General features: G+C 44.8%; 22 protein-coding genes. 5 read left to right on the top strand and 17 right to left on the bottom strand.

Translation table 11 applies throughout. The features are described from left to right. The first annotated feature begins 82 nt into the window (after positions 1-82). Positions 83-1,009, top strand: coding sequence for a Na/Pi cotransporter family protein (locus tag A37S_RS0108455; RefSeq protein ID WP_028296618.1), 927 nt, complete (start codon positions 83-85; stop codon positions 1,007-1,009). Positions 1,010-1,061: 52 nt separating this feature from the next. Here A37S_RS0108455 and A37S_RS0108450 read toward each other — a convergent pair whose 3' ends face one another. Further along, the gene (locus A37S_RS0108450; RefSeq protein ID WP_028296617.1) at positions 1,062-1,640 is read right to left on the bottom strand and encodes a UbiX family flavin prenyltransferase; all 579 of its coding nucleotides are present in this window, start codon (positions 1,638-1,640) and stop codon (positions 1,062-1,064) included. Between the two features lie 400 nt (positions 1,641-2,040). On the opposite strand from A37S_RS0108450, the gene A37S_RS0108445 reads away from it, so the two are divergent. Beyond that, positions 2,041-2,688, top strand: coding sequence for an ankyrin repeat domain-containing protein (locus A37S_RS0108445; RefSeq protein WP_028296616.1), 648 nt, complete (start codon positions 2,041-2,043; stop codon positions 2,686-2,688). On the opposite strand, the gene A37S_RS0108440 is transcribed toward A37S_RS0108445, so the two are convergent. From A37S_RS0108440 to ku, 7 genes are all read right to left on the bottom strand, one after another. Beyond that, on the bottom strand, positions 2,685-2,906 hold the full coding sequence (locus A37S_RS0108440) for a PspC domain-containing protein (RefSeq protein WP_028296615.1): 222 nt from the start codon (positions 2,904-2,906) through the stop codon (positions 2,685-2,687). The genes A37S_RS0108445 and A37S_RS0108440 overlap by 4 nt on opposite strands. Then, on the bottom strand, positions 2,903-4,198 hold the full coding sequence (locus A37S_RS0108435) for a DUF2851 family protein (protein ID WP_028296614.1): 1,296 nt from the start codon (positions 4,196-4,198) through the stop codon (positions 2,903-2,905). Before A37S_RS0108435 ends, A37S_RS0108440 begins: the two co-directional genes overlap by 4 nt. Positions 4,199-4,216: 18 nt before the next feature. After that, the gene (locus A37S_RS0108430) at positions 4,217-5,434 is read right to left on the bottom strand and encodes a dicarboxylate/amino acid:cation symporter (RefSeq protein ID WP_211229743.1); all 1,218 of its coding nucleotides are present in this window, start codon (positions 5,432-5,434) and stop codon (positions 4,217-4,219) included. A gap of 115 nt (positions 5,435-5,549) precedes the next feature. Then, positions 5,550-5,876: a YegP family protein gene (locus A37S_RS0108425; RefSeq protein WP_028296612.1), complete on the bottom strand. Its 327-nt coding sequence runs from the start codon at positions 5,874-5,876 to the stop codon at positions 5,550-5,552. Between the two features lie 95 nt (positions 5,877-5,971). After that, positions 5,972-8,377, bottom strand: a complete 2,406-nt coding sequence (gene ligD, locus A37S_RS0108420) for a DNA ligase D (protein ID WP_028296611.1) — start codon at positions 8,375-8,377, stop codon at positions 5,972-5,974. 43 nt (positions 8,378-8,420) lie between these two features. Continuing rightward, complete coding sequence (locus tag A37S_RS0108415; protein WP_028296610.1) at positions 8,421-9,116, bottom strand: endonuclease V; 696 nt, start codon at positions 9,114-9,116, stop codon at positions 8,421-8,423. A 3-nt stretch (positions 9,117-9,119) separates the two neighbouring features. Further along, positions 9,120-9,932, bottom strand: coding sequence for a non-homologous end joining protein Ku (gene ku, locus A37S_RS0108410; RefSeq protein WP_036601840.1), 813 nt, complete (start codon positions 9,930-9,932; stop codon positions 9,120-9,122). Positions 9,933-10,090: 158 nt separating this feature from the next. On the opposite strand from ku, the gene A37S_RS0108405 reads away from it, so the two are divergent. Continuing rightward, a complete protein-coding gene (locus A37S_RS0108405) occupies positions 10,091-10,426 on the top strand; it encodes a MerR family transcriptional regulator (RefSeq protein ID WP_028296608.1) in 336 nt (111 codons plus the stop codon). A gap of 80 nt (positions 10,427-10,506) precedes the next feature. Here A37S_RS0108405 and A37S_RS24030 read toward each other — a convergent pair whose 3' ends face one another. Next, on the bottom strand, positions 10,507-11,016 hold the full coding sequence (locus A37S_RS24030) for a very short patch repair endonuclease (protein WP_051292873.1): 510 nt from the start codon (positions 11,014-11,016) through the stop codon (positions 10,507-10,509). A gap of 146 nt (positions 11,017-11,162) precedes the next feature. Here A37S_RS24030 and A37S_RS0108395 point away from each other — a divergent pair, with 146 nt between their 5' ends. After that, a complete protein-coding gene (locus tag A37S_RS0108395) occupies positions 11,163-12,005 on the top strand; it encodes an MBL fold metallo-hydrolase (protein WP_028296607.1) in 843 nt (280 codons plus the stop codon). Continuing rightward, a complete protein-coding gene (locus A37S_RS0108390) occupies positions 12,002-12,469 on the top strand; it encodes a hypothetical protein (RefSeq protein WP_084163812.1) in 468 nt (155 codons plus the stop codon). Before A37S_RS0108395 ends, A37S_RS0108390 begins: the two co-directional genes overlap by 4 nt. 18 nt (positions 12,470-12,487) lie before the next feature. Here the strand turns inward: A37S_RS0108390 and A37S_RS0108385 are convergent, their stop codons facing one another. The 8 genes from A37S_RS0108385 to mbhE form a co-directional block, all read right to left on the bottom strand. Beyond that, positions 12,488-12,904, bottom strand: a complete 417-nt coding sequence (locus A37S_RS0108385) for a hypothetical protein (RefSeq protein ID WP_036601836.1) — start codon at positions 12,902-12,904, stop codon at positions 12,488-12,490. Between the two features lie 72 nt (positions 12,905-12,976). Further along, positions 12,977-13,399, bottom strand: a complete 423-nt coding sequence (mnhG, locus tag A37S_RS24025; RefSeq protein ID WP_084163811.1) for a monovalent cation/H(+) antiporter subunit G — start codon at positions 13,397-13,399, stop codon at positions 12,977-12,979. Continuing rightward, positions 13,396-13,668 (bottom strand): MrpF/PhaF family protein, encoded by a 273-nt coding sequence (locus A37S_RS0108375; protein ID WP_028296604.1) that lies wholly within the window; start codon positions 13,666-13,668, stop codon positions 13,396-13,398. Before A37S_RS0108375 ends, mnhG begins: the two co-directional genes overlap by 4 nt. Then, positions 13,665-14,189 carry a Na+/H+ antiporter subunit E gene (locus A37S_RS24020; protein WP_084163810.1) on the bottom strand — a complete coding sequence of 175 codons (525 nt, stop codon included), beginning with the start codon at positions 14,187-14,189 and terminating at the stop codon, positions 13,665-13,667. Before A37S_RS24020 ends, A37S_RS0108375 begins: the two co-directional genes overlap by 4 nt. Before the next feature lie 11 nt (positions 14,190-14,200). Continuing rightward, positions 14,201-15,712, bottom strand: coding sequence for a proton-conducting transporter transmembrane domain-containing protein (locus A37S_RS0108365; RefSeq protein ID WP_036601833.1), 1,512 nt, complete (start codon positions 15,710-15,712; stop codon positions 14,201-14,203). Next, complete coding sequence (locus tag A37S_RS0108360) at positions 15,702-16,067, bottom strand: NADH-quinone oxidoreductase subunit K (protein WP_028296602.1); 366 nt, start codon at positions 16,065-16,067, stop codon at positions 15,702-15,704. The genes A37S_RS0108365 and A37S_RS0108360 overlap by 11 nt, the downstream gene beginning before the upstream one ends. A 3-nt stretch (positions 16,068-16,070) precedes the next feature. Then, positions 16,071-16,481 (bottom strand): MnhB domain-containing protein, encoded by a 411-nt coding sequence (locus A37S_RS0108355; RefSeq protein WP_028296601.1) that lies wholly within the window; start codon positions 16,479-16,481, stop codon positions 16,071-16,073. 126 nt (positions 16,482-16,607) lie between these two features. After that, positions 16,608-18,902 carry a hydrogen gas-evolving membrane-bound hydrogenase subunit E gene (gene mbhE / locus A37S_RS0108350; RefSeq protein WP_028296600.1) on the bottom strand — a complete coding sequence of 765 codons (2,295 nt, stop codon included), beginning with the start codon at positions 18,900-18,902 and terminating at the stop codon, positions 16,608-16,610. Positions 18,903-18,959 lie beyond the last annotated feature (57 nt).

Raw genomic sequence — 18,959 nt, 5'->3', positions numbered from 1 at the left:
TTAAAGCCATTTTTACGCCTAGGCGACGAGTATGGCCATTGTGCAGTAAAAGTAACATATATGAGCGAAAAATCTAAAAAACATGGAACAATTTCAAACGATTATACTCATCATATCCGCCATAGCTTTGTTTGTATACGGCCTGCAGAACTTCAGCAATGAAATTGAAAACCTGGGCGCAGACAGCCTGAGGAAATGGATAGGAAAGCTTACCTCCTTTCCCCTTGGCGGCTTCCTTCTTGGGGGATGCGTAACGGCGATGGTCCAATCTAGCACCATGGTGTCTTCACTGACCGTTTCGTTGGTCAATTCGGGAATTATCACCTTTCGCGACAGCCTTCTAATACTGCTGGGCACAAACGTGGGCACTACTTCCACTGCTTGGATAGCCACTTTTCAATCCAATCTGTTTGGACCTATTTTCATCGTATTGGGGACTTTGATCAGCATGATTCCGACCAAAATAGCTACTGCCGGAAAATCCATTTTCTATTTTGGATTCATATTTTTCTCGCTTACAATGATCAGCTCGGCCATGGACCCCATCAAGTCCGACCCCGTGCTTATCGACATCCTATCTAGGGCATCAAACCCCTTTCTAGGCATCCTGTACGGCATCGTCATTACGGTAATTATCCAATCCAGTTCGGTTGTCGTGGGGCTGGTTATCGTATTAATAGCACAAGGCGTGATCCCCCTTGATGCTGCCATTCCCATTGTACTGGGAGCCAATGTGGGTACTACTTCTACGGCCTTGCTGGTCAGCTTCAAACTGTCACCCCTATCGCGATTGACAGCCTTAGCAGCCTCTACCTTCAATTTGCTCGGTATTTGCTTGCTTTTCCCCTTTTTCGATCTTTTGGAGCAATTTGTGAAGCGGCTCACCGCGGTTCCATCCATTCAGGTGGCAGCAGCATTTACTATTTCAAATACCCTCACCTCCATCTTCTTTTTGATTTTCCTGACTCCCACCATAAAATTGCTGAAAAGACACAGGTGGTATAAGTAATCAATGGCAATGCAAGTATTAGAAAACAGAAATAACGCTTAATAAGAACTTGCTATATATCGGTATCGTCGCCCCAGCGATAAGTAGACTGTTGAAGTCCCAATAAGTCGACAACGCGATTTATCACCGTATCGGCCAAATCTTCAAAACTTTCTGGCCTGCTGTAAAACGATGGGCTGGCAGGGCATATAATTGCCCCAGCCTCCGTCACGGCCTGCATATTCTTCAAATGAATGAGGCTATAAGGCGTCTCGCGCACTACCAAAATAAGTTTTCGCCTTTCCTTCAGCATTACATCGGCTGCCCTACCCGTCAAATCGCTGCTGATACCATGGGCTATACGAGCCAGCGTGCCCATAGAACAAGGGCAGATAACCATGGCGTCATACTTTGCCGAACCCGATGCGAACGGTGCAAAGAAATCATTCTTGGCATGCACATTAAACGGATAGCCATCAATGGTCAGCTCGCCCAGTTCATATCGCCATACATCTCGAGCATTGTCTGACAGTACCAATCCTACCGTTTCTATTTGATTACTTAATAAAGTCAATTGATCCAACAAGCGCTTAGCATAGATGGAACCGCTTGCTCCCGTTATCGCCACCACGATTTTCATTTTTCGCTGCATGAAATCTCACCGTATAAACAGCAAACATAGTCAAATAAGGAAAAATTGCCAACCAAACCCTCGTTTCGGACCACTTTAGAACAAAAAAGGGCCGAATGACTAGCATTCGACCCTACATCTACCTATGAAAAACATGCCCTTTCGGGCACTACAAAAATAGTTTTATATTTCAAATAAACAAATCAAATCTATCAAATTATTAATTTTATTACATTTAATTGAAAAATTTTACTATTAATGTAATATATGTTAAATCAAACAAAATTTTATACAGAAACATAATTTTTCATACTTCTTTTCATCGACGAAACAAGCACAGTGAGCAAATAAGCATAAAAAATATATTGATTTTATTAAAAAATGGATAATTTTGAAGACAAATTGCGCAAACAAACAATCTATGAGTTTAAGCTTACTTGAAGAGTACATTGAATCGGGCAATAATGTAGCAATTGACAAACTACTGGCATCCGACCCTTCCCTATGCCTTGAAAAGACAAGCCACGACATTTCTCCTTTATTACTTGCTTGTTACTACAACAAGCCACAAACTGTGAAAGTTATACTAAAGCATGCTAGGGAGATTACCTTGTTTGAGGCAGCGGCGGCTGGATTGGCAGATCTGGTGAGCGACTATATAGAAGAAGATCCGAGTTTGGTACATGAACATTCCGAACATGGCTTTTCTGCCTTGGGCTTGGCGGTTCATTTTGGCAATGCCGATGTAGTACGTTACCTTATCTTAAAAGGAGCCAATGTGAACGATCCTTCCAGCAATGGATACAACGTCTTTCCTTTGCACACGGCCGTAAGTTCCAATTTTGATACTATTGCAAAAATGCTTGTCGAAGCCGGTGCGGTCGTCAACGTGCGCCAAGCGGCCAACAATACACCCTTGCATGCCGCAGCGCAAAATGGCAATATCGAACTGCTTATTCTCCTGTTAGAAAACGGAGCCGAAGTCGATGCCAAAAACGACTTTGGAAAAACACCTGCAGATCTTGCTCTTGAAAAGGGCTATGAAGAAATAGGCAAAATACTATCCTAGTAGTCCCAAAGTCGATAGCGGATGCGCTTTACGAAATGCCTTATGTCCAATACTATCCCGGCCAGAAAATAGAAAATAATGGGAAAGCCCACGGCCAGAAAGGAAGAATAAATAAAGAAAAGCCTAATGCGGGAAATAGACACATTAAACCGCTCTGCCATGTAGGCACATACCCCAAAGGAGTACTGTTCCATGAAAATCATGATGCGCTGTATCATAATGTTTTATTAAACTTAAACAATTCTAGACCAATACCGCATTCCAAACACCTCCGCTGTTCGCAATAGCTGCTTTTCAACTGCAGTAAGGCTTGGCTATCGGCGGCTTCCGCCGCTTTTACGCCCAGTGCCTCAAACTGGCGAATTACATGGTTATCTTCTGCTACCAATTTTTCTAATAGCGAAACAGCACTACAAAGGTAGCTTTCTTTATCCACATATCTACCATAGGCAAACAAAAGTATGACAACGGTATTGATGAGTATGTTATTTACAGCATTTTGTCCCAAGCGCGTGCTATGTTCCTTCCCTTCTTTCGAAAACACGTAATGCTGTTTCCAATAGCTGGAGCCCTCTACCTGAGCCAGGCTTTCTATAAAGTGCTCGGGCGCACCATCCACCATGGCGGAGAACAAGGAAGGAACGGAAGCACATAAATGGGCAAATTGCGCTAGCCTGAGGGTTGGAAAATTGGCAGGCCGCATCCGCATAAATTTCCATGACGCTGTGTCTATGGCCTGCAGCTTATGCTGCTTGCTCAAAAACTGATATTCTGTCCTTAGGGAAGCCAGGTATGCATCATCACCATCCTTTTCTCCCGCCAACAGTCCCGACTGCCCAAAAACCAAGCTCTCTACGGACAGAAACCGGTGCCTATGCTTCTGCAAAAGCGCATAAGGCAGTGATTTGGCCAATTGCTCAAATGGGGCAGCATTCACTTTGAAACCAAAGTTTCTGGCGAGGGCCACATAGGCTGCTTGGTTCCAGTCACCCTGGTATTCATCCACTAGCTGCAATACGTATCGAGACTTGGCCTGCAAACGCTCTATCAATATCCTGGACAACCACTGCTTCACCTTAAAACTATCTACAGTGCCTATCTGTGCAGCGCAAGCAATCCATGATTTGGATTCCGACAGTAGTTGATATTGCTCCAAAACCCCCGGCATAAGCAAGTTCTTCAACTCCAATGTGTCCACTTTCGTTCCATCTTCCCGGTGTACGATGCGGTCATCTTCATATACCACGTGCAGAACTACGGTATTGTAAGCCTTGTCCAAATGATGCTTGTGTGCGTACCATTCACTGGCTCTTTTATGTATTTCCACATGACCACACCAAGTTTCCTCACCTATTCTTAGGCGCGCTTCTTCAAAATCGGGTCCTGCATCCCTATTGTGTCGTCCCACGGACAGCACTTGAAGTTTACTCCCATCTTGGGTATGCATCTCCGGCCGAAAAAAAAGCTTATACTTCCACACGAACTGTAGAAAATTCTCATTAAATGGCATAAGATATTATTAATAGAACTACGACTTCGCTTTTGTATATCGTGCCACTACCATGGCTGCGGCGGTGTCGCCAGTAGCATTGAGCACCGTAGCCATAGGATCTACCAACGTACCGATAATCATAACGGCAGGGACTGTTTCCAGGGGCAAGTTATATGCCGATATCATTAGCAACTCCCCTATGTACCCACCATTGGGGATACCTCCCTCCACTACGCTCACCAACACGGCGAGCAGGATGGCTACCGCAATGGTATCGGCTTGCATGAAATCGCGCCCCATTAGCTGAAACACGACCACTAGCTTCACGATGGCAGAAATGGAAGAGCCATTTTTATGCAGGGTTGTCCCCAAGGGCAATACCACATTTGCCACCGCATCCGGAATACGCATCTTGCGCGCAGCATCCAGGTTGATGGGAAGAACCGCTATACTACTGCATGTACTTAAAGCAGCGAGAGACGGCAGTATGTTGTTCTTCCAGTAAAGCTTTACGCCTTGAGTGCCCGCACCAATAAAGGCATATAAACTAAAAAAGACTATGAAGTAAACCAATCCATAGCCATAGTATATGCCCAGCGGCTTGGCATATACACCAAACAACTGTGGCCCTACCGTCCCTACTTGGTAGGCAAAATAAGCGCCCAATCCCACGGGAGCCAGCTTCATGACATAAACCATCAGACGCTTCATCACCTCGTTGCCAGACTGCAGGAAAGCGCGAAAAGGGGTGCCCGCCTCTCCTATTTGCAAGGTGGCCAAACCCACAAAGAACGAAAAGATGATGAAAGGCAACATGTGCTTGCGCGAAAGCAGGTCGCCAAACTCCGAAACGGTAATAAAGCCGACCAATTGGTCTCCCCAGTCTTTACTTTCAGCATGTTCAAGTGCTTGCTCCATCGCTACTACGGACGGCGCTTCTACCGGAAAAAGTGCAAATACACCTATGGTAGATGCAGCAGCTAATGCTCCCGTGATAAAAAACACCAGCAACATGACCGAAAGCAACTTGCCCAACTTCTGTCCTCGATCTATACTGGCAACTGCAGAGGCGATGGCGAAGAAAATTAGAGGAATAACTACAGTAAACAACAAGTTGAGAAAAATATCCCCGATGGGTTTTAGGTATACCACTTCATCCCTATAAAACATGCCTACGATACTTCCAACAACAATGCCCAGCAACAATAAAATAATATTGCCATAATTTTGGAAGAAGCCATTGCTTTTTGTCATAATCTGCATGTCCAAATGAGGATATCCATAAAAGTATAAAATTTCCGAAAGACACAAAGCACAAAAGACCCATATTTTTCAATTGGGTCTTTTGTGTTCGGAGAACTTGAAACTGCTATTCTTCTACAGTTTCTGCTTCTGGTGCGTTTTTCTGTACAGATGCAATCCCTTTATCGCGCCCCGCTTCACTCTCATACATCTCGCTCGTGCCGATAATCTGCCCATTGCTGGCCTTTAGGTTAAAATAAAGCTTGCCATTTTTGGAATCTTTCTTTTCAAACCTGGACTCGATAGCAGCGTTTTTCTTCACGGATTCTATTCCATTTTGACAGGCGGCTTTGGTAGTATAGCCCTCACTGGCCAAAATCTTCTGGCCGTTAGTAGCCTTTAGGCTGAAATAGAATTGCCCATTGGCACCTGTTTTAACAACAAACTTTCCCATATTAAAATAAATTAAGTTGAAGCCCCTAATCTATCAAATCACATCAGAAAAACAAAACAAATTTACTTGAAACAGCCATGTATATAGGGGCCGCGTCACTCATTGGACTGCAACTTCTGCATGCTTTTGTTAAGGTCTATACCTTTGCCTAGCACAGGCTTAAAAACATCTCCTATATTCTCCAACCTTTGCGGCACATTGAAAATATTAAAATCGGTCGGGCGAAGTCCCTTCTTCAATTCTTCCCAGCGCACAGGAGTAGATACAGTGGCTCCTTCCCTAGGGCGCACGCTGTAAACCGAAGCAAGGGTTTGTCCCCTTTTATTCTGCAGATAGTCCATATAAACTGCATTTTTCGGTCTCTTAGAGAGCGAGCGCTCCATGGTAGTGAGCGTAGGCAGCTCATGGTGGACAAGCTGTGCTATGATTTCTGCAAACTGACGCACCGGTTCGTAGGAATATTTGGCGTGGAGAGGCACGTAGACATGCATCCCGGTGGCACCCGATGTCTTGCAATACCCCATTGTTCCAGCTTTTCCCAGCACTTCTTTCACCTTCAGAGCTACCTCAATGACATCATCAAAGCTATTCTTTGGCGATGGATCGATATCTATGATCAGGTAGTCTGGCTTGTCCAATGATGACAGCTTGGAATTCCAGGGATTTAGTTCAATGCATCCCAAATTATTGAGATACAAGAGCGTTGCCCTATTATTACAAAGAATATAGTCGATATCCTTATCTGCCGATTCGGAATAGAGCGAAGCAGTGTTTATCCACTCTGGCGCCTCGGCACCGGCATCTTTGTGAAAAAAACTGCTTCCATCAATGCCATTGGGATGTCTATGGAGAGATTGCGGTCGATTTTTGAGATAAGGTAAAATATATCCTTGGACAGACTGGTAGTAATTTAATAAATCGATCTTGGAGATCCCCTCCTTGGGCCAGTAAATTTTATCCAGATTGGTCACATGCACCTTGTGGCCATTTAAGGTGAGCGTTTGCTCCTTTCCTTTTGACAGATCAACAAAACTCTTTTTCATTTCTCGACTATTATTTTCCACAACATGGGCTTCTCCTTTTCTCACTTCCTCCGCATCTTTATCTTCACGAAGTCCGTGATAGACCGGCTGTCGGAAACGTCCATCCTTTGTTATTTCGGCATAGCTAATGCTTGCAACCAATTGTGGTCGTATCCAAGTGATCTTTTTTCCTAATGGGGGCTCCCCGTCCAATGGGCATTTGCTCACCTTCAATGGCTCCATAGTACGAGCGAGCTGCTCTAACACTGCATCGGAAAAGCCTGTCCCTACATTTCCTACATAAACCAGTTTTTCGCCTTCGTACATGCCAAGCGCCAAGGCTCCGAAATATTTCCTTGCCCCTTGTGGAGCCGTGTAGCCCACAACGATGGCTTCTTCTTGCTGCTGATGCTTCACCTTCAGCCAGTCGGAAGTTCTTTTACCTTCGTGGTAAAGGCTATCCGTTCGCTTGGCCATCATACCCTCGAGCTTTCTTTTGCCCACTTCTTTGAAGAAAGCCTCTCCTTTTTCGAATACGTGGTCGCAATAAAGCACATATCCCTTGCCAGTGCTCAACAGCTTCTCAAGCTTTTGCTTGCGCTCCAATAATGGGATAGCTTCCAATGATTTTCCGTCAAGCTCCAGCAAGTCGAATACATAATAGTAAATTGGCCCTTCGGGATTTTCTTCCCATTGCTGCAAGAGCTGAAAACTGGGCAACCCAGCTTCGTTGAAAGCCACAATCTCACCATCCAAAACCATGTTCTCGCCAATGCCCCTCAATTCGTCTACAAGGGTAGTATATCGTGCAGACAGGTCAAGTCCATTACGGCTATAGAGGCGCAAATCCTTGCCTGTTTCGGCTATGGCCCTATAGCCATCCCATTTGATCTCGAAGAGCCAATCAGCACCGCTAAAGGGCCTTTGTGTTTCTTTGGCCAACATGGGGCGATGGAAGGCAGAGCGTTGTACAGCATATTGGTCATTATGCTTGAGCAACAGCCAAGCATTCTCATCCTTGGCCGATTTCATCTTCACCAAGGCAAAGCTTCCTTTCAACTTCTTGCCATGCAACACGAATTTAAGAGATCCTTTCTTGAGATCTTTTAGCAATTGCGCCTCCCCCGATTTTTCTGTCCCCTCCAATCCTTCCAATTGGTATGTTCCCTCGTCCCAGATCTCTACCAGCCCCGCACCATAATTGCCTTCGGGTATTGTCCCTTCAAAATGGCGGTAGTCCAGGGGGTGGTCTTCCACCTGCATGGCCAAGCGCTTATCATGCGGATTGAGGCTCGGCCCCTTGGGCACCGCCCAACTTTTCAACACCCCGTCCATTTCCAGGCGAAAATCATAATGCAGATGCGAGGCTTGATGCCTTTGGACGACGAAGTGCAACACCTTCTCTTTTTCACCCTTTTTTGCCTGCGGTTCGGGACTTTCACTAAAATTGCGCTTCTGCTGATAACTCTTTAATGACATAAACATAATGGATTTGAAGCCTATGATTAAATAAAACGATAAATCATAACAAATGGTAGCCAACGGGCAATTGGCCTGTCCTAACCTGGTTGACCAGGTTATGTGCCAATCGGGTAGGCTCGGGCAAACGATATCGAAGCGCGCAATGAGCCATCATACGTAAGCAATCTGAAAAATCGACGAGGTTTCCCGGAGATACAAAGACAGGCTTCACCTTGTTCTTGGTCCGATAGGTATAACCCAGCAGTCCGTCGCTACTTTCTAGGGGAGAATAGCTTCCTTTGACTTCGGGCGGATCGATGTACTTACCATAGAGCTTTTTCTTGGCACATCCCATGGTAGAAACGCCCAATACGGTACCTAGATGAGTAGCTATGCCCATACGCCTTGGGTGCGCATAGCCATGCCCATCTACCACAATGACATCCGGCTTCTGCAATAATTGCGCATAGCACGCTACTAGAGCAGGCACTTCCCGAAAGGCCAAGAAGCCGGGAACATACGGAAATTTGGTTTGCGATTGCACAGCGCTGTACGCGATGGGACGTAGCGTTTGATAATCCAACAAAACAATGCCCGCAAAGATGGTTTCGCTGAACCTATTAAGTGAAATATCTGCCCCCGCAATGATGCTTGGCTCCTGAGGCAATGGCGATAACACAATTTGTTCGCGCAAGTTACGCTGTATCGCCGTGGCCTCTCCAATGGTCAATCCCTCATAGCTTAATGTATCTTCCATGTGTTAATTTAGTTCTTTCTTCTTAGTTTTTCTCCTTTTGGTGGGTGAACTGGACATTAAGCTAGCCTTCAACTGATCCATTAAAGTAGTTACCTCTTGCGGCAATTCTCCTTTTTTCTTTACGATCTTTGGCATTTTCCCTTTGGCCTTGGCCTTAATGAATTTGAGCAGCTGCGCCGTGTATTCATCCTTATATTTGCTAATGTCAAATGGCGCAGAAAGTTGCTCCACTAGTGACAAGGCCATTTTTCGCTCTTCCGGTTTCAGTCTTACGTTGGCAGCGGGTATATCGAATGCCTGGGGATCACGTATTTCTTCCTCAAAATGCAATTTTGTCAATACCAGCGCATTCTGATACACCTTGATGACGCCAAGATGTTCGCGATTGCGTAACACGTAGGTACCAAGGGCAACCATACCCGACTTCTTTAAGGCCGTCCGCAACAAGCAGTAGGGCTTCACATCTTTCCCGTTTGGTTCCAGGTAGTAGGTAGTGTCGTAGTAGATGGGGTCTATTTCCTTTTCCTTGACAAAGGCACTGATATCGATGCTGTCCGTCCGTTTTGCCGCCGCCTTCTCAAAATCCTTATCCTCAAGTATCACGTATTTTTTGTTCACCTTATAGCCTTTCACGATATTGCTCCATGCCACTTCCTGCCCCGTATGCTCGTTGATGCGCTTATAGCGTATACGGCCTTCGTCCTTTTTGTCGAGCATGTCCAAGTCGAGCTTTGCCTCTGCTATCGCTCCATAAAGTTTTACGGGGATACTTACCAAGCCAAAAGAAATGGTGCCTTTCCAGATGGGTCTTGCCATGATCTTGTCTTCTTATTTTGATTACAAACAGCGCAGCCGTCATAATGTTGGCAACAGGAAAGGGATACCTGCTAAGTTATTTGTGCAATATTTTGAATTAAACTCTTTTTTATTCTAGTTTTGTTATATCCATCAGGAAAGAAATAGCGATTACGGATATGCCTTATAAGGATAGAGAGATCAACAAACTGTATTACACCATGGGGGAGGTGACCAAGATGTTTCAGGTGAACCCCTCCCAAATTCGTTTTTACGAGCGTGAGTTCCCCATCATTCAGCCAAAGAAAAACAAGAAAGGCAACCGCCTATTCACGCCCGAGGATGTCAGCAACCTCAAGATTATTTTCAACCTGGTAAAAGAAAAGGGCTACACCCTACAGGGCGCACGTGAATACCTGAAAAAAAACAAGGATTCGGCTACGGAAAACCAGCGTATCATTGATTCCCTGGAAAAGCTAAAGCAATTTCTTATAGAGGTGAAGGAAAGTCTGTAAATAAGCTGTAAGTAATACGTTTTAATTCCGACGGGTAGTATACCTAAGAAATTTAAAACTTAACACGTAAAACTCACAACTCAATATTCCACGCGATAAGGTATCTTGCCCTCTTTCGCAGTCTCTAAATAGAGCAGCACCTGATTGACGCATGCACGCAAATTCTTCTGTACATCACCGCTCCAAAAACGAAATACCGTATAGCCCAGGGCCTTCAGTTGCCTGGTACGGATACGGTCCAACTGCATATTGCGTTCGATTTTAGGGATCCAAAAGCCGCTGTTCTTTTTCAAATTGGGTTTTGTTTCCTGCCAACGGTAGCCATGCCAAAATTCGCCATCTATGAAAATGGCCAATTTGTATTTCTTGATAACGATATCTGGCCGACCGGGAAGTTCCTTCACATGAATACGGAAACGCAAGCCCTTAGCCCAAAGAGCCTTTCGCAAGGCAAGCTCTGGCTTGGTATTCTTGCTTTTTATTTTGGCCATTAGTTGGCTCCGTTTCGCAGTAGTATAATACCCTGCGCTTTCCTCAAAGCGCGGTACCTTGATGGGACTCTCGTCTTCTGGCAATGGGTAGTTTTTCACAGCTTGCTTTGTCCTTTTGCTATTATAGCAATAAATAAAATAAAGCCTCTAAAGTTTTGTTTTTCTTTCAAACAGCAGCGACTAAACAAAAAATCGTAAATATAATTCATTTTTGAATTTTTACTTTTTATTTTTTACTTTTCACCATGCAACTGTATACGATAGACACTGGATTTTTCAAATTGGACGGAGGCGCCATGTTTGGGGTAGTGCCCAAGATCATATGGCACAAGACCAATCCGGCAGATGAACTCAACCTATGTACCTGGGCTACCCGTCTCTTGCTCATCGAAGAGGCCGACCGCCTAATATTGGTCGATACTTCTATTGGCAACAAACAAAGCGAAAAATTCTTCAGTTACTATTATCGACATGGTGAGGACACCTTAGACTCATCGCTGGCCAGGCACGGATTCCATCGGGACGACATCACGGACGTCTTCCTTACGCACCTCCATTTCGACCATGCAGGAGGCGCAATAGATCAGGTAGGTGATCAATATGTGCCTGCCTTCAAGCATGCCAGCTATTGGAGCAATGAGCGTCATTGGCGCTGGGCTACGGTAGAACCTAACGAAAGAGAGCGTGCTTCTTTTCTCAAGGAAAACATCCTTCCGATAGCAGAGAGCGGCAAGCTGAAATTCATAAAAGAAGAGGATGGTATACGGTTCAGCGAGCACGTGACGGTGCGCTTTGCCTACGGCCATACCGATGCCATGATGCTGCCCCAGATAGATTACAGGGGGCGAACGTTGCTATACATGGCAGACCTGCTCCCTTCCGTTGGGCATATCCCCATTCCTTATGTCATGGGCTACGATTCTTTCCCGATGAAGACCCTGGAAGAAAAGAAACGAATATTGCAGGAAGCTTACGAAAACAACTATATCCTGTTTTTGGAACACGACTCCGTGAACGAGTGCTGCACGCTTAAACAAACGGAAAAGGGATTGCGCTTGGACCAAACATTTAAACTAACTGAAATATGAGAATATGTCGCTTCATGGGAGCCTTATCCTTCTTGCTATGCCTGAGCCATTTCAATATCGTGGGGCAGACTAAAGAAGACAGCATAAAAACAACAATCACACGCCTATTTGCCGCCATGAAAGATGGTAGGGAAAGCAACATAAACCTTCAAGAACTTTTTACTGAGAACGCCAACCTACAGACTGTAGCCAAAAGCCAACAAGGAAAGGACACGGTACGTACAACACCCATAGCGCAGTTCATCCAAAGCCTACTGACATTGGACAAAGGTGCGGCAGACGAACAAATCGAATTTGAGACCATCAAAATAGATGGTTCTTTGGCAATGGTATGGACGCCATATCGATTTGTCTATCAAGGCAATCTAAGCCATTGCGGGGTTAACTGCTTTATTTTGGTCTGGCAAGCCAACAAGTGGCGCATCCAGTACATTATAGATACCAGAAGAAAGGAACCTTGTTAAATAGCATAGCGGCAAGTATTATCGCTGCGGTGGCCGCATGGCAATGATGCTGTCCACAATAAATGCGCTATAGCCACGCCAAGGAATGCTATGCTTATATTCCTTATAGTGCAAGTCAAAACTATTACCACTATTGTACATCAGCACTTTAGCAATACTATCGTCCACTACGGAAAACTCAAATTCATTGGACTGTATAGACCCCGCTTGCGACCGCAGCCCTTCTTGGATGAGTTTGCCCTCATAGGTCTTGAACACGTTACCTTTCAACACCAAATAATTGAGTTGCCCGGACTTCACTCCTTCCCCAAACACATAGTAGTAGTTCCACCAAAAATAAAGGCCACCACCAGCCAACAATACCAAAACAACTATGAAGATAAACTTCCTGAGTCCATTGTCTTTCTTGACGCTTTCTCTTTGCAGCTCTTCCATAAATTAATATTTAGGTTCAAAAGTAAGGAAATATTTTAGATGTGAGATATGCGATGTGAGATATGAGAACAATCAACCTTTGCCCCGTTCTCTTTTTTGTGCCAGCAATTGTCTGAGATGTTCGCCTTTGGCTTCCAGTTCCTTTTCCCTATCGCTCGGTCCTTCTTCCAGATCATCAAAATCGCTCTTGTCCGTTTTAGGCCAAAAAGGTACGCTCACATGGATGGCTGCCTTACCTATGATATAAGCCGATGTAGGAGATGTAAGTGCTATAAATAACACAATGCCTATCCCCTTGATCAACACTTCCACATTGTTGAAATACAAAACGGCCCCGGCAACGATAAACACCACACCTATGGTCGAGTTTTTTGTGACCGCAGACAAGCGGGAGTAAAAGTCGGGCAAGCGCAAAATCCCCACAGCCGAAATCAACATTAGAATCGCGCCCATTAAAACAAACAATCCGCTCAATATTTCTGTCGCTAAATTCATTTTGAAATTCTATTAATCAAATAATACGCAAAAGACAAGGCACCCCAAAAAGCGACCAATGAAAACACCAAGGCCACATCAAAGAAAATGAGCTTGTCCGTAAACAGGATATAAACCACCATCATCGCTATCAAATAGGCCGCAATCAAATCCAATGCGGAAAGTCTGTCGGCCAAGGTAGGGCCAATAAAAAAACGAATCAAAGCCAATACGGTCGAAAGGCCAATAAGTACGATACAAATAGTCAATATGATGGTGAAAAATGTCATGCCAACAATTTTATTAATCTTTTTTCAAAGCCAGCTTTATATCCCATTTTAAAAGCCTCCACACTTCCTCCCTCCAAATAGAGCGTATGTAAAAACAGGTATTTCCGATCTTCGGAAATACCCAGTACCAAGGTGCCTGGCGTAAGGTTCGAGATGCTCACCAAAGCCATCAAGCCATAGTCGGTATGGATCTCTAAGGGGATTTTCACCACCGCGGGCGTAAGCGAAAGCCCCGGCGTCATGATCTCCCTTGAGAGAATGTAATTGGACCTAAAGAACTCTTTCACGAAGTATTTGCAGAGAAAAAAAAGTTGAATAAACCAATAAAAATAATCCTTCGCTACCAAATAGCTCAACAGCCACACTGCTACAAAAGCGGTCAAAAAGCTAAGGAGGGCCCCTCCCGCCGTCTCAGGCACAAAAGGAATATAATTCATAGCAAGAGAGCAAAGTCCAAAGCCCAATAACATATGGATCAAGAACCTGACCAACGACCTCTTAAAAAATGGTTTTCTTCTCATATCCTTTAAATTTAGTCGCCCAACACCTGCCTGATATATATTTCCGGATGAAGCAATTGATAGGCTGCTTTCGTAGATACCTCTACCAAAGGAGCTGCGTATATACTAATTCCCAAGGTAAAGACCAGAAGGATGCCTATAGCCATGCACATGGGTTTATGTCCCGATAGTAACTGCCGTTCACTTACTATTGCGTTCCCCTGTCCGTCCCACGGGCGAAGGAAAGCTATTCGCCATACCCTGATCATGGAATAGAGCGTCAGCAAGCTAGTGAGCAATAAGATGACAATGGGCACATAAGATGCGCTGGCTATAGCCGCTTGCGTAAACATGAGCTTACCGTAAAATCCAGATAAAGGGGGAATACCCACCAAGGTAAGCGATAATAGCATGAACACAAACGATATCAGTGGCCATGCACTATAGATACCCCCAAGTTCCTTAATCTGAAAACTGCCCCTTTCTACCCCAATCATGCCAGTCACAAAGAATAAATTACTCTTCACCAATATATGATGTATCGTGTAGAAAATAGAAGCCGCAATAGCAAGGGGGCTATTGATGGCCAAACCCATGATGATAAATCCTATCTTGCTAATGAGGTTATAGGCCAGCACCTTTCTGATATCTTGCTGCACCAGAGCTCCCAACACACCAACCAGCATCGTACAACAAGCCATAATCATTAGTATATTAACAGTGAACGGCCTATCCAAAGGAAATAAAAGCGTATATGTTCTCAGTAGGGTATATACGCCCACTTTAGTAAGCAGCCCTGCCATCACGGCAGTAACGGCAATGGGTGGTGTATGGTACGAAGCTGGCAGCCAAAAGAAAAGCGGAAACATAGCCGCCTTGGCCGTAAAGCTCACCAAAAGCAAAACGGAAGCTAACTGAACCATGCCCGAGATATCGGTATGTTTCAATAGCTGGGACAGCATGGCCATATTGGTGTGCCCTGTGACGCCATATAATATACCGATGGCCAAAAGCAGAAACGTAGATGCCACAAAATTAAGCACCATATACTTCAAACCTCCCTCGAGCTGCTTGCGCTTACTGCCCAATGTCATGAGCACAAAGGAGGAGATGAGCATTACCTCAAACCACACATATAGGTTAAATAGATCGCCGGTAATAAAGGAGCCAATGACTCCCATCAACATAAACAGGAGTGAGGGATAATAGCCGCCCCTTTGCCTGCTATAGCTGATGGATGTTCTAGACAACGAAAATATCGAGACCGCAAATGCAAGCAAGCAGGCTATACCAATCATGAGTGCAGAATAAACATCCACAACGATGGTAATACCATAGGGTGCCTGCCAGCCCCCTACCTGCATGCTGAGAATTTCAAAATGAAGCACTTCCCTTAACAGGCCGATGGCACATATTAGCGCAATGAAGCTGCCTGCTATAGCGATGTATTGTTGTGGCCTTACCTTCCCATGGAAAAAAAAGCACAAAATAGCAGCTAGCATAAACGACAGGAGCGGCAATATGATAAGACTATTATTCGCCATTTTCAATTTTATCCGTATGGTTCAATTCATCCACGTCATTGATATTGGACGTTTGGTATACCCGCTTAAAAAGCACAATAGCAAAAGCCTGCACGCCCAGTCCAATCACGATGGCCGTGAGGATGAAAGCCTGTGGTACAGGGTCTGCCAAAGGCAGGGCATCCACATCGCTTTGCGTTTTGCTCACAAATGGCGGATTATCACGTATCAGGCCCCCAGCTATCAGCAAAAACATGTTAATGGCATTGCCAAATACGATGATCCCTGTAATCATTTTCATAAAACTCTTGTGGAGCAGCAGATAGACTCCTCCAGCCATCAAAAAACCCGTTACAATAGACAAGGTCAAACCCATAACTTAATCTTCCTCCAATATAGTCAAACTTATTTTCATAATACTTCCCACCACTCCCAGATAAACTCCTATATCAAATAGCAGTACGGAACTCAAGGTGCCTATGAAGGGAATCTTCACATTGGACCACATAGCATGAAAAAAACCATCGTCCAACAACATGGGGCCTACCCCGCCAAAAAAAACCAGCAAAAGACCGGAAGCAGTGAGCCACATGGTATTTATACGGTATTTTTCTATGGTATAGGTCACGCCAAAGGCAATCACGTGAAATATCAACGCAATGGAAACCACCAAGGCACCTATGAAGCCCCCACCAGGACTATCGTGCCCCCTAAACAAGAGATACAGTGAGTAAACAAAGAAAATGGGCAACAGCACCCTTATGGCTGTTTGTAATACAATTGTTCTCATATTTTTAGTATCAACACATAAGATTTTGTTCTATAGTAATAAATGGTAAGTTTTAAAGCTACCTGATATTTATCATTTATAACTTACCAGTTTCAACCTATCAGTCTCATATCTCAAGTCTCATATCTAAACCTTATTCGACTTCAACTTAATGAGCGTCATCACCCCCAAAGCCGTCATGCAGAGCACTACCATCTCGCCGAAAGTATCGAAGGCCCTGAAATCGACCAACATCACGTTTACCACGTTCTCCCCTTTTCCTTCGGGGCCGGCTTTCGTAATATAGAACTCCTTCATGTCTCCATGCATCTCGTATCCCTGCATACTGGCCAAAATGAGCGTAGTAATAGTGCCAAATGCCAAGGCTATTAGAACGGAAACGATGCGCTTGTGCTCTCGAGGGAAAGATATGTGCTTTGGCAACCGATGCAGTACGATGACAAAGATCAACAACGTGATGGTCTCCACTAAGAATTGCGTCATGGATACATCCGGTGCACTGAACATGGCGTAGAACAACGCTATGCCATAGCCTACCAAGCTCAGCGCTGCCAGCATGGTAAGCCTTGACTTTTCAAACATCACCGTCACCACCCCTACCACAATCATCATCAGTGGTAAAAACTCATAAATCCGGTCCACCTTGAGTTCGGTTCTGAAAAGCCATTGCGAAGGGTAGAGATCGTAGTCAATGTAAATAAACACGAGCAAGGCAGTAACTAAAAAGAACGTGGTCTTCAAATAAACCGTGAGTTTACCTCCTTGGACGAAAACAGTAAGTTTCCTTGCCGCATATTGAAGGGTCAAGAGGCTTTTATCATACCACCCATCAAAATCCCACCAAGTTACCAAGCTACTACCAAAAATTTTTCTAATTTGCCTGAGCCCCACATAAAGTAGGGCGCCTAAGCCCCAAGTGGCCAGACTGAGAACAAACGGTAAGTTAAAGCCATGCCACATTGCCGTATCCAACGGATATGGCCTGCCTATTACTACGTTGCATACCTGCTCCATAAAGGGTGCTATCAAATAAGCAAATATGCCAAACCCAATGCCCAGCACACTCAATACCAAAGGTGCAGCCCACATTAGAAAGGAGACTTCCTTTCCCTTTTCGCCCAAGCGTTGTTTCCTCTGGCTTAGGAACATTCCATATACCAACTTAAGGGATATGGTCACGTATACTGCACTGCTAAGGAAAACCGCCCAAAGCGCAAAGGAACCAAGCCCATGCGACACCCCCATTTCATACAATTTTTCCTTAGCCAGAAAGGCCAGCAGTGGCGGGAATCCCGCCATTGCCGCACAGGCCAGAATAAGCGCAACACCGGAATAGGGCATCACCTGGAAAAGCCCGGTCAATTCGTCCACATTCTTGCTCTTGATTTGCTTGTCTACATTGCCAGCCAGCATGAACAGTGCCCCCTTATATAGAGCATGGGCCAACAAATACAGCAAGGCAGCTTGTATGGCCGTAACGCTTCCTACGCCTATCGCCATAACCAAAATACCAAGAGTACTAACCGTAATATAGGCTAATAGCTTTTTCATATCGTTCTGCGTCAGGGATTGCATAGCGCCCAAAAGAGCAGTGATGCCTCCCATGCTTATCAACAACCCCTCCCAGTATACGGTACCTCCCAATACTGGATGGAAACGCAAAAGCAAAAACACACCTGCTTTTACCATGGTAGCCGAATGCAGGAAAGCACTGACGGGTGTGGGGGCAGCCATTGCGTTAGGCAGCCAAAAATGGAAGGGAAACTGCGCAGACTTGGTAAAACAAGCCAAACAAAGCAGCAGAAGAATAGGTAAATAATAGTTTCCCGATTGAAATTTATGATCTAGCATTACAGATAGCTCATAAGATCCGATTTGCTGGCCAAGTAATACCAATGCCGCCAGCAGGGCCAACCCTCCCAAATTGGTCAAGAGCAGGGCCTGCATGCCCGCCCTGCGAGCCGCCTTCTTTTCACTGTCGTAACTAATGAGAAAATAGGAACTGATACTGGTTAGCTCCCAAAAAACGTATAACAGGAAAACATTATCGGCCATCACCAAACCAATCATGGAAGACATAAAGAGTCCTAGGTAGAAGAAAAACCTGTTCTGATGCTGTTGTGCTCGCATATATACGCCTGCATAAGCAAAGATGCAGATGCCGAAAAAGCTAATGAGGAGCACGAAGAAAAGGCTGAGCGCATCTAAATAAAAATTGAGGTTGAAGTGAATCTGTGGAACCCAACTTATGTGTTGCACCCAGGTTTCACCGGTTGACACCACAGGAATGAAACGGCAGAAATAAACGAAAACGCAGATGCAAATACCGGCCATAACAAAAGCCCATCGGTATGCCTTCTTCTCCGAAAAAGCTAGCGAAACAAACGACAACAAAAACAGTATAAGTAGGGCTAAGGCCATATAACGCTTATATCAATAATCAACGGATACTTTCGTCCGGAACCATGTCTAAATAAA

It is taken from the genome of Olivibacter sitiensis DSM 17696 (assembly GCF_000427965.1).
In the GTDB taxonomy this organism is placed as follows: domain Bacteria; phylum Bacteroidota; class Bacteroidia; order Sphingobacteriales; family Sphingobacteriaceae; genus Olivibacter; species Olivibacter sitiensis.
Note: the sequence above shows the minus strand (reverse complement) of the source record. Positions and strands in the feature narration are given on the sequence as shown.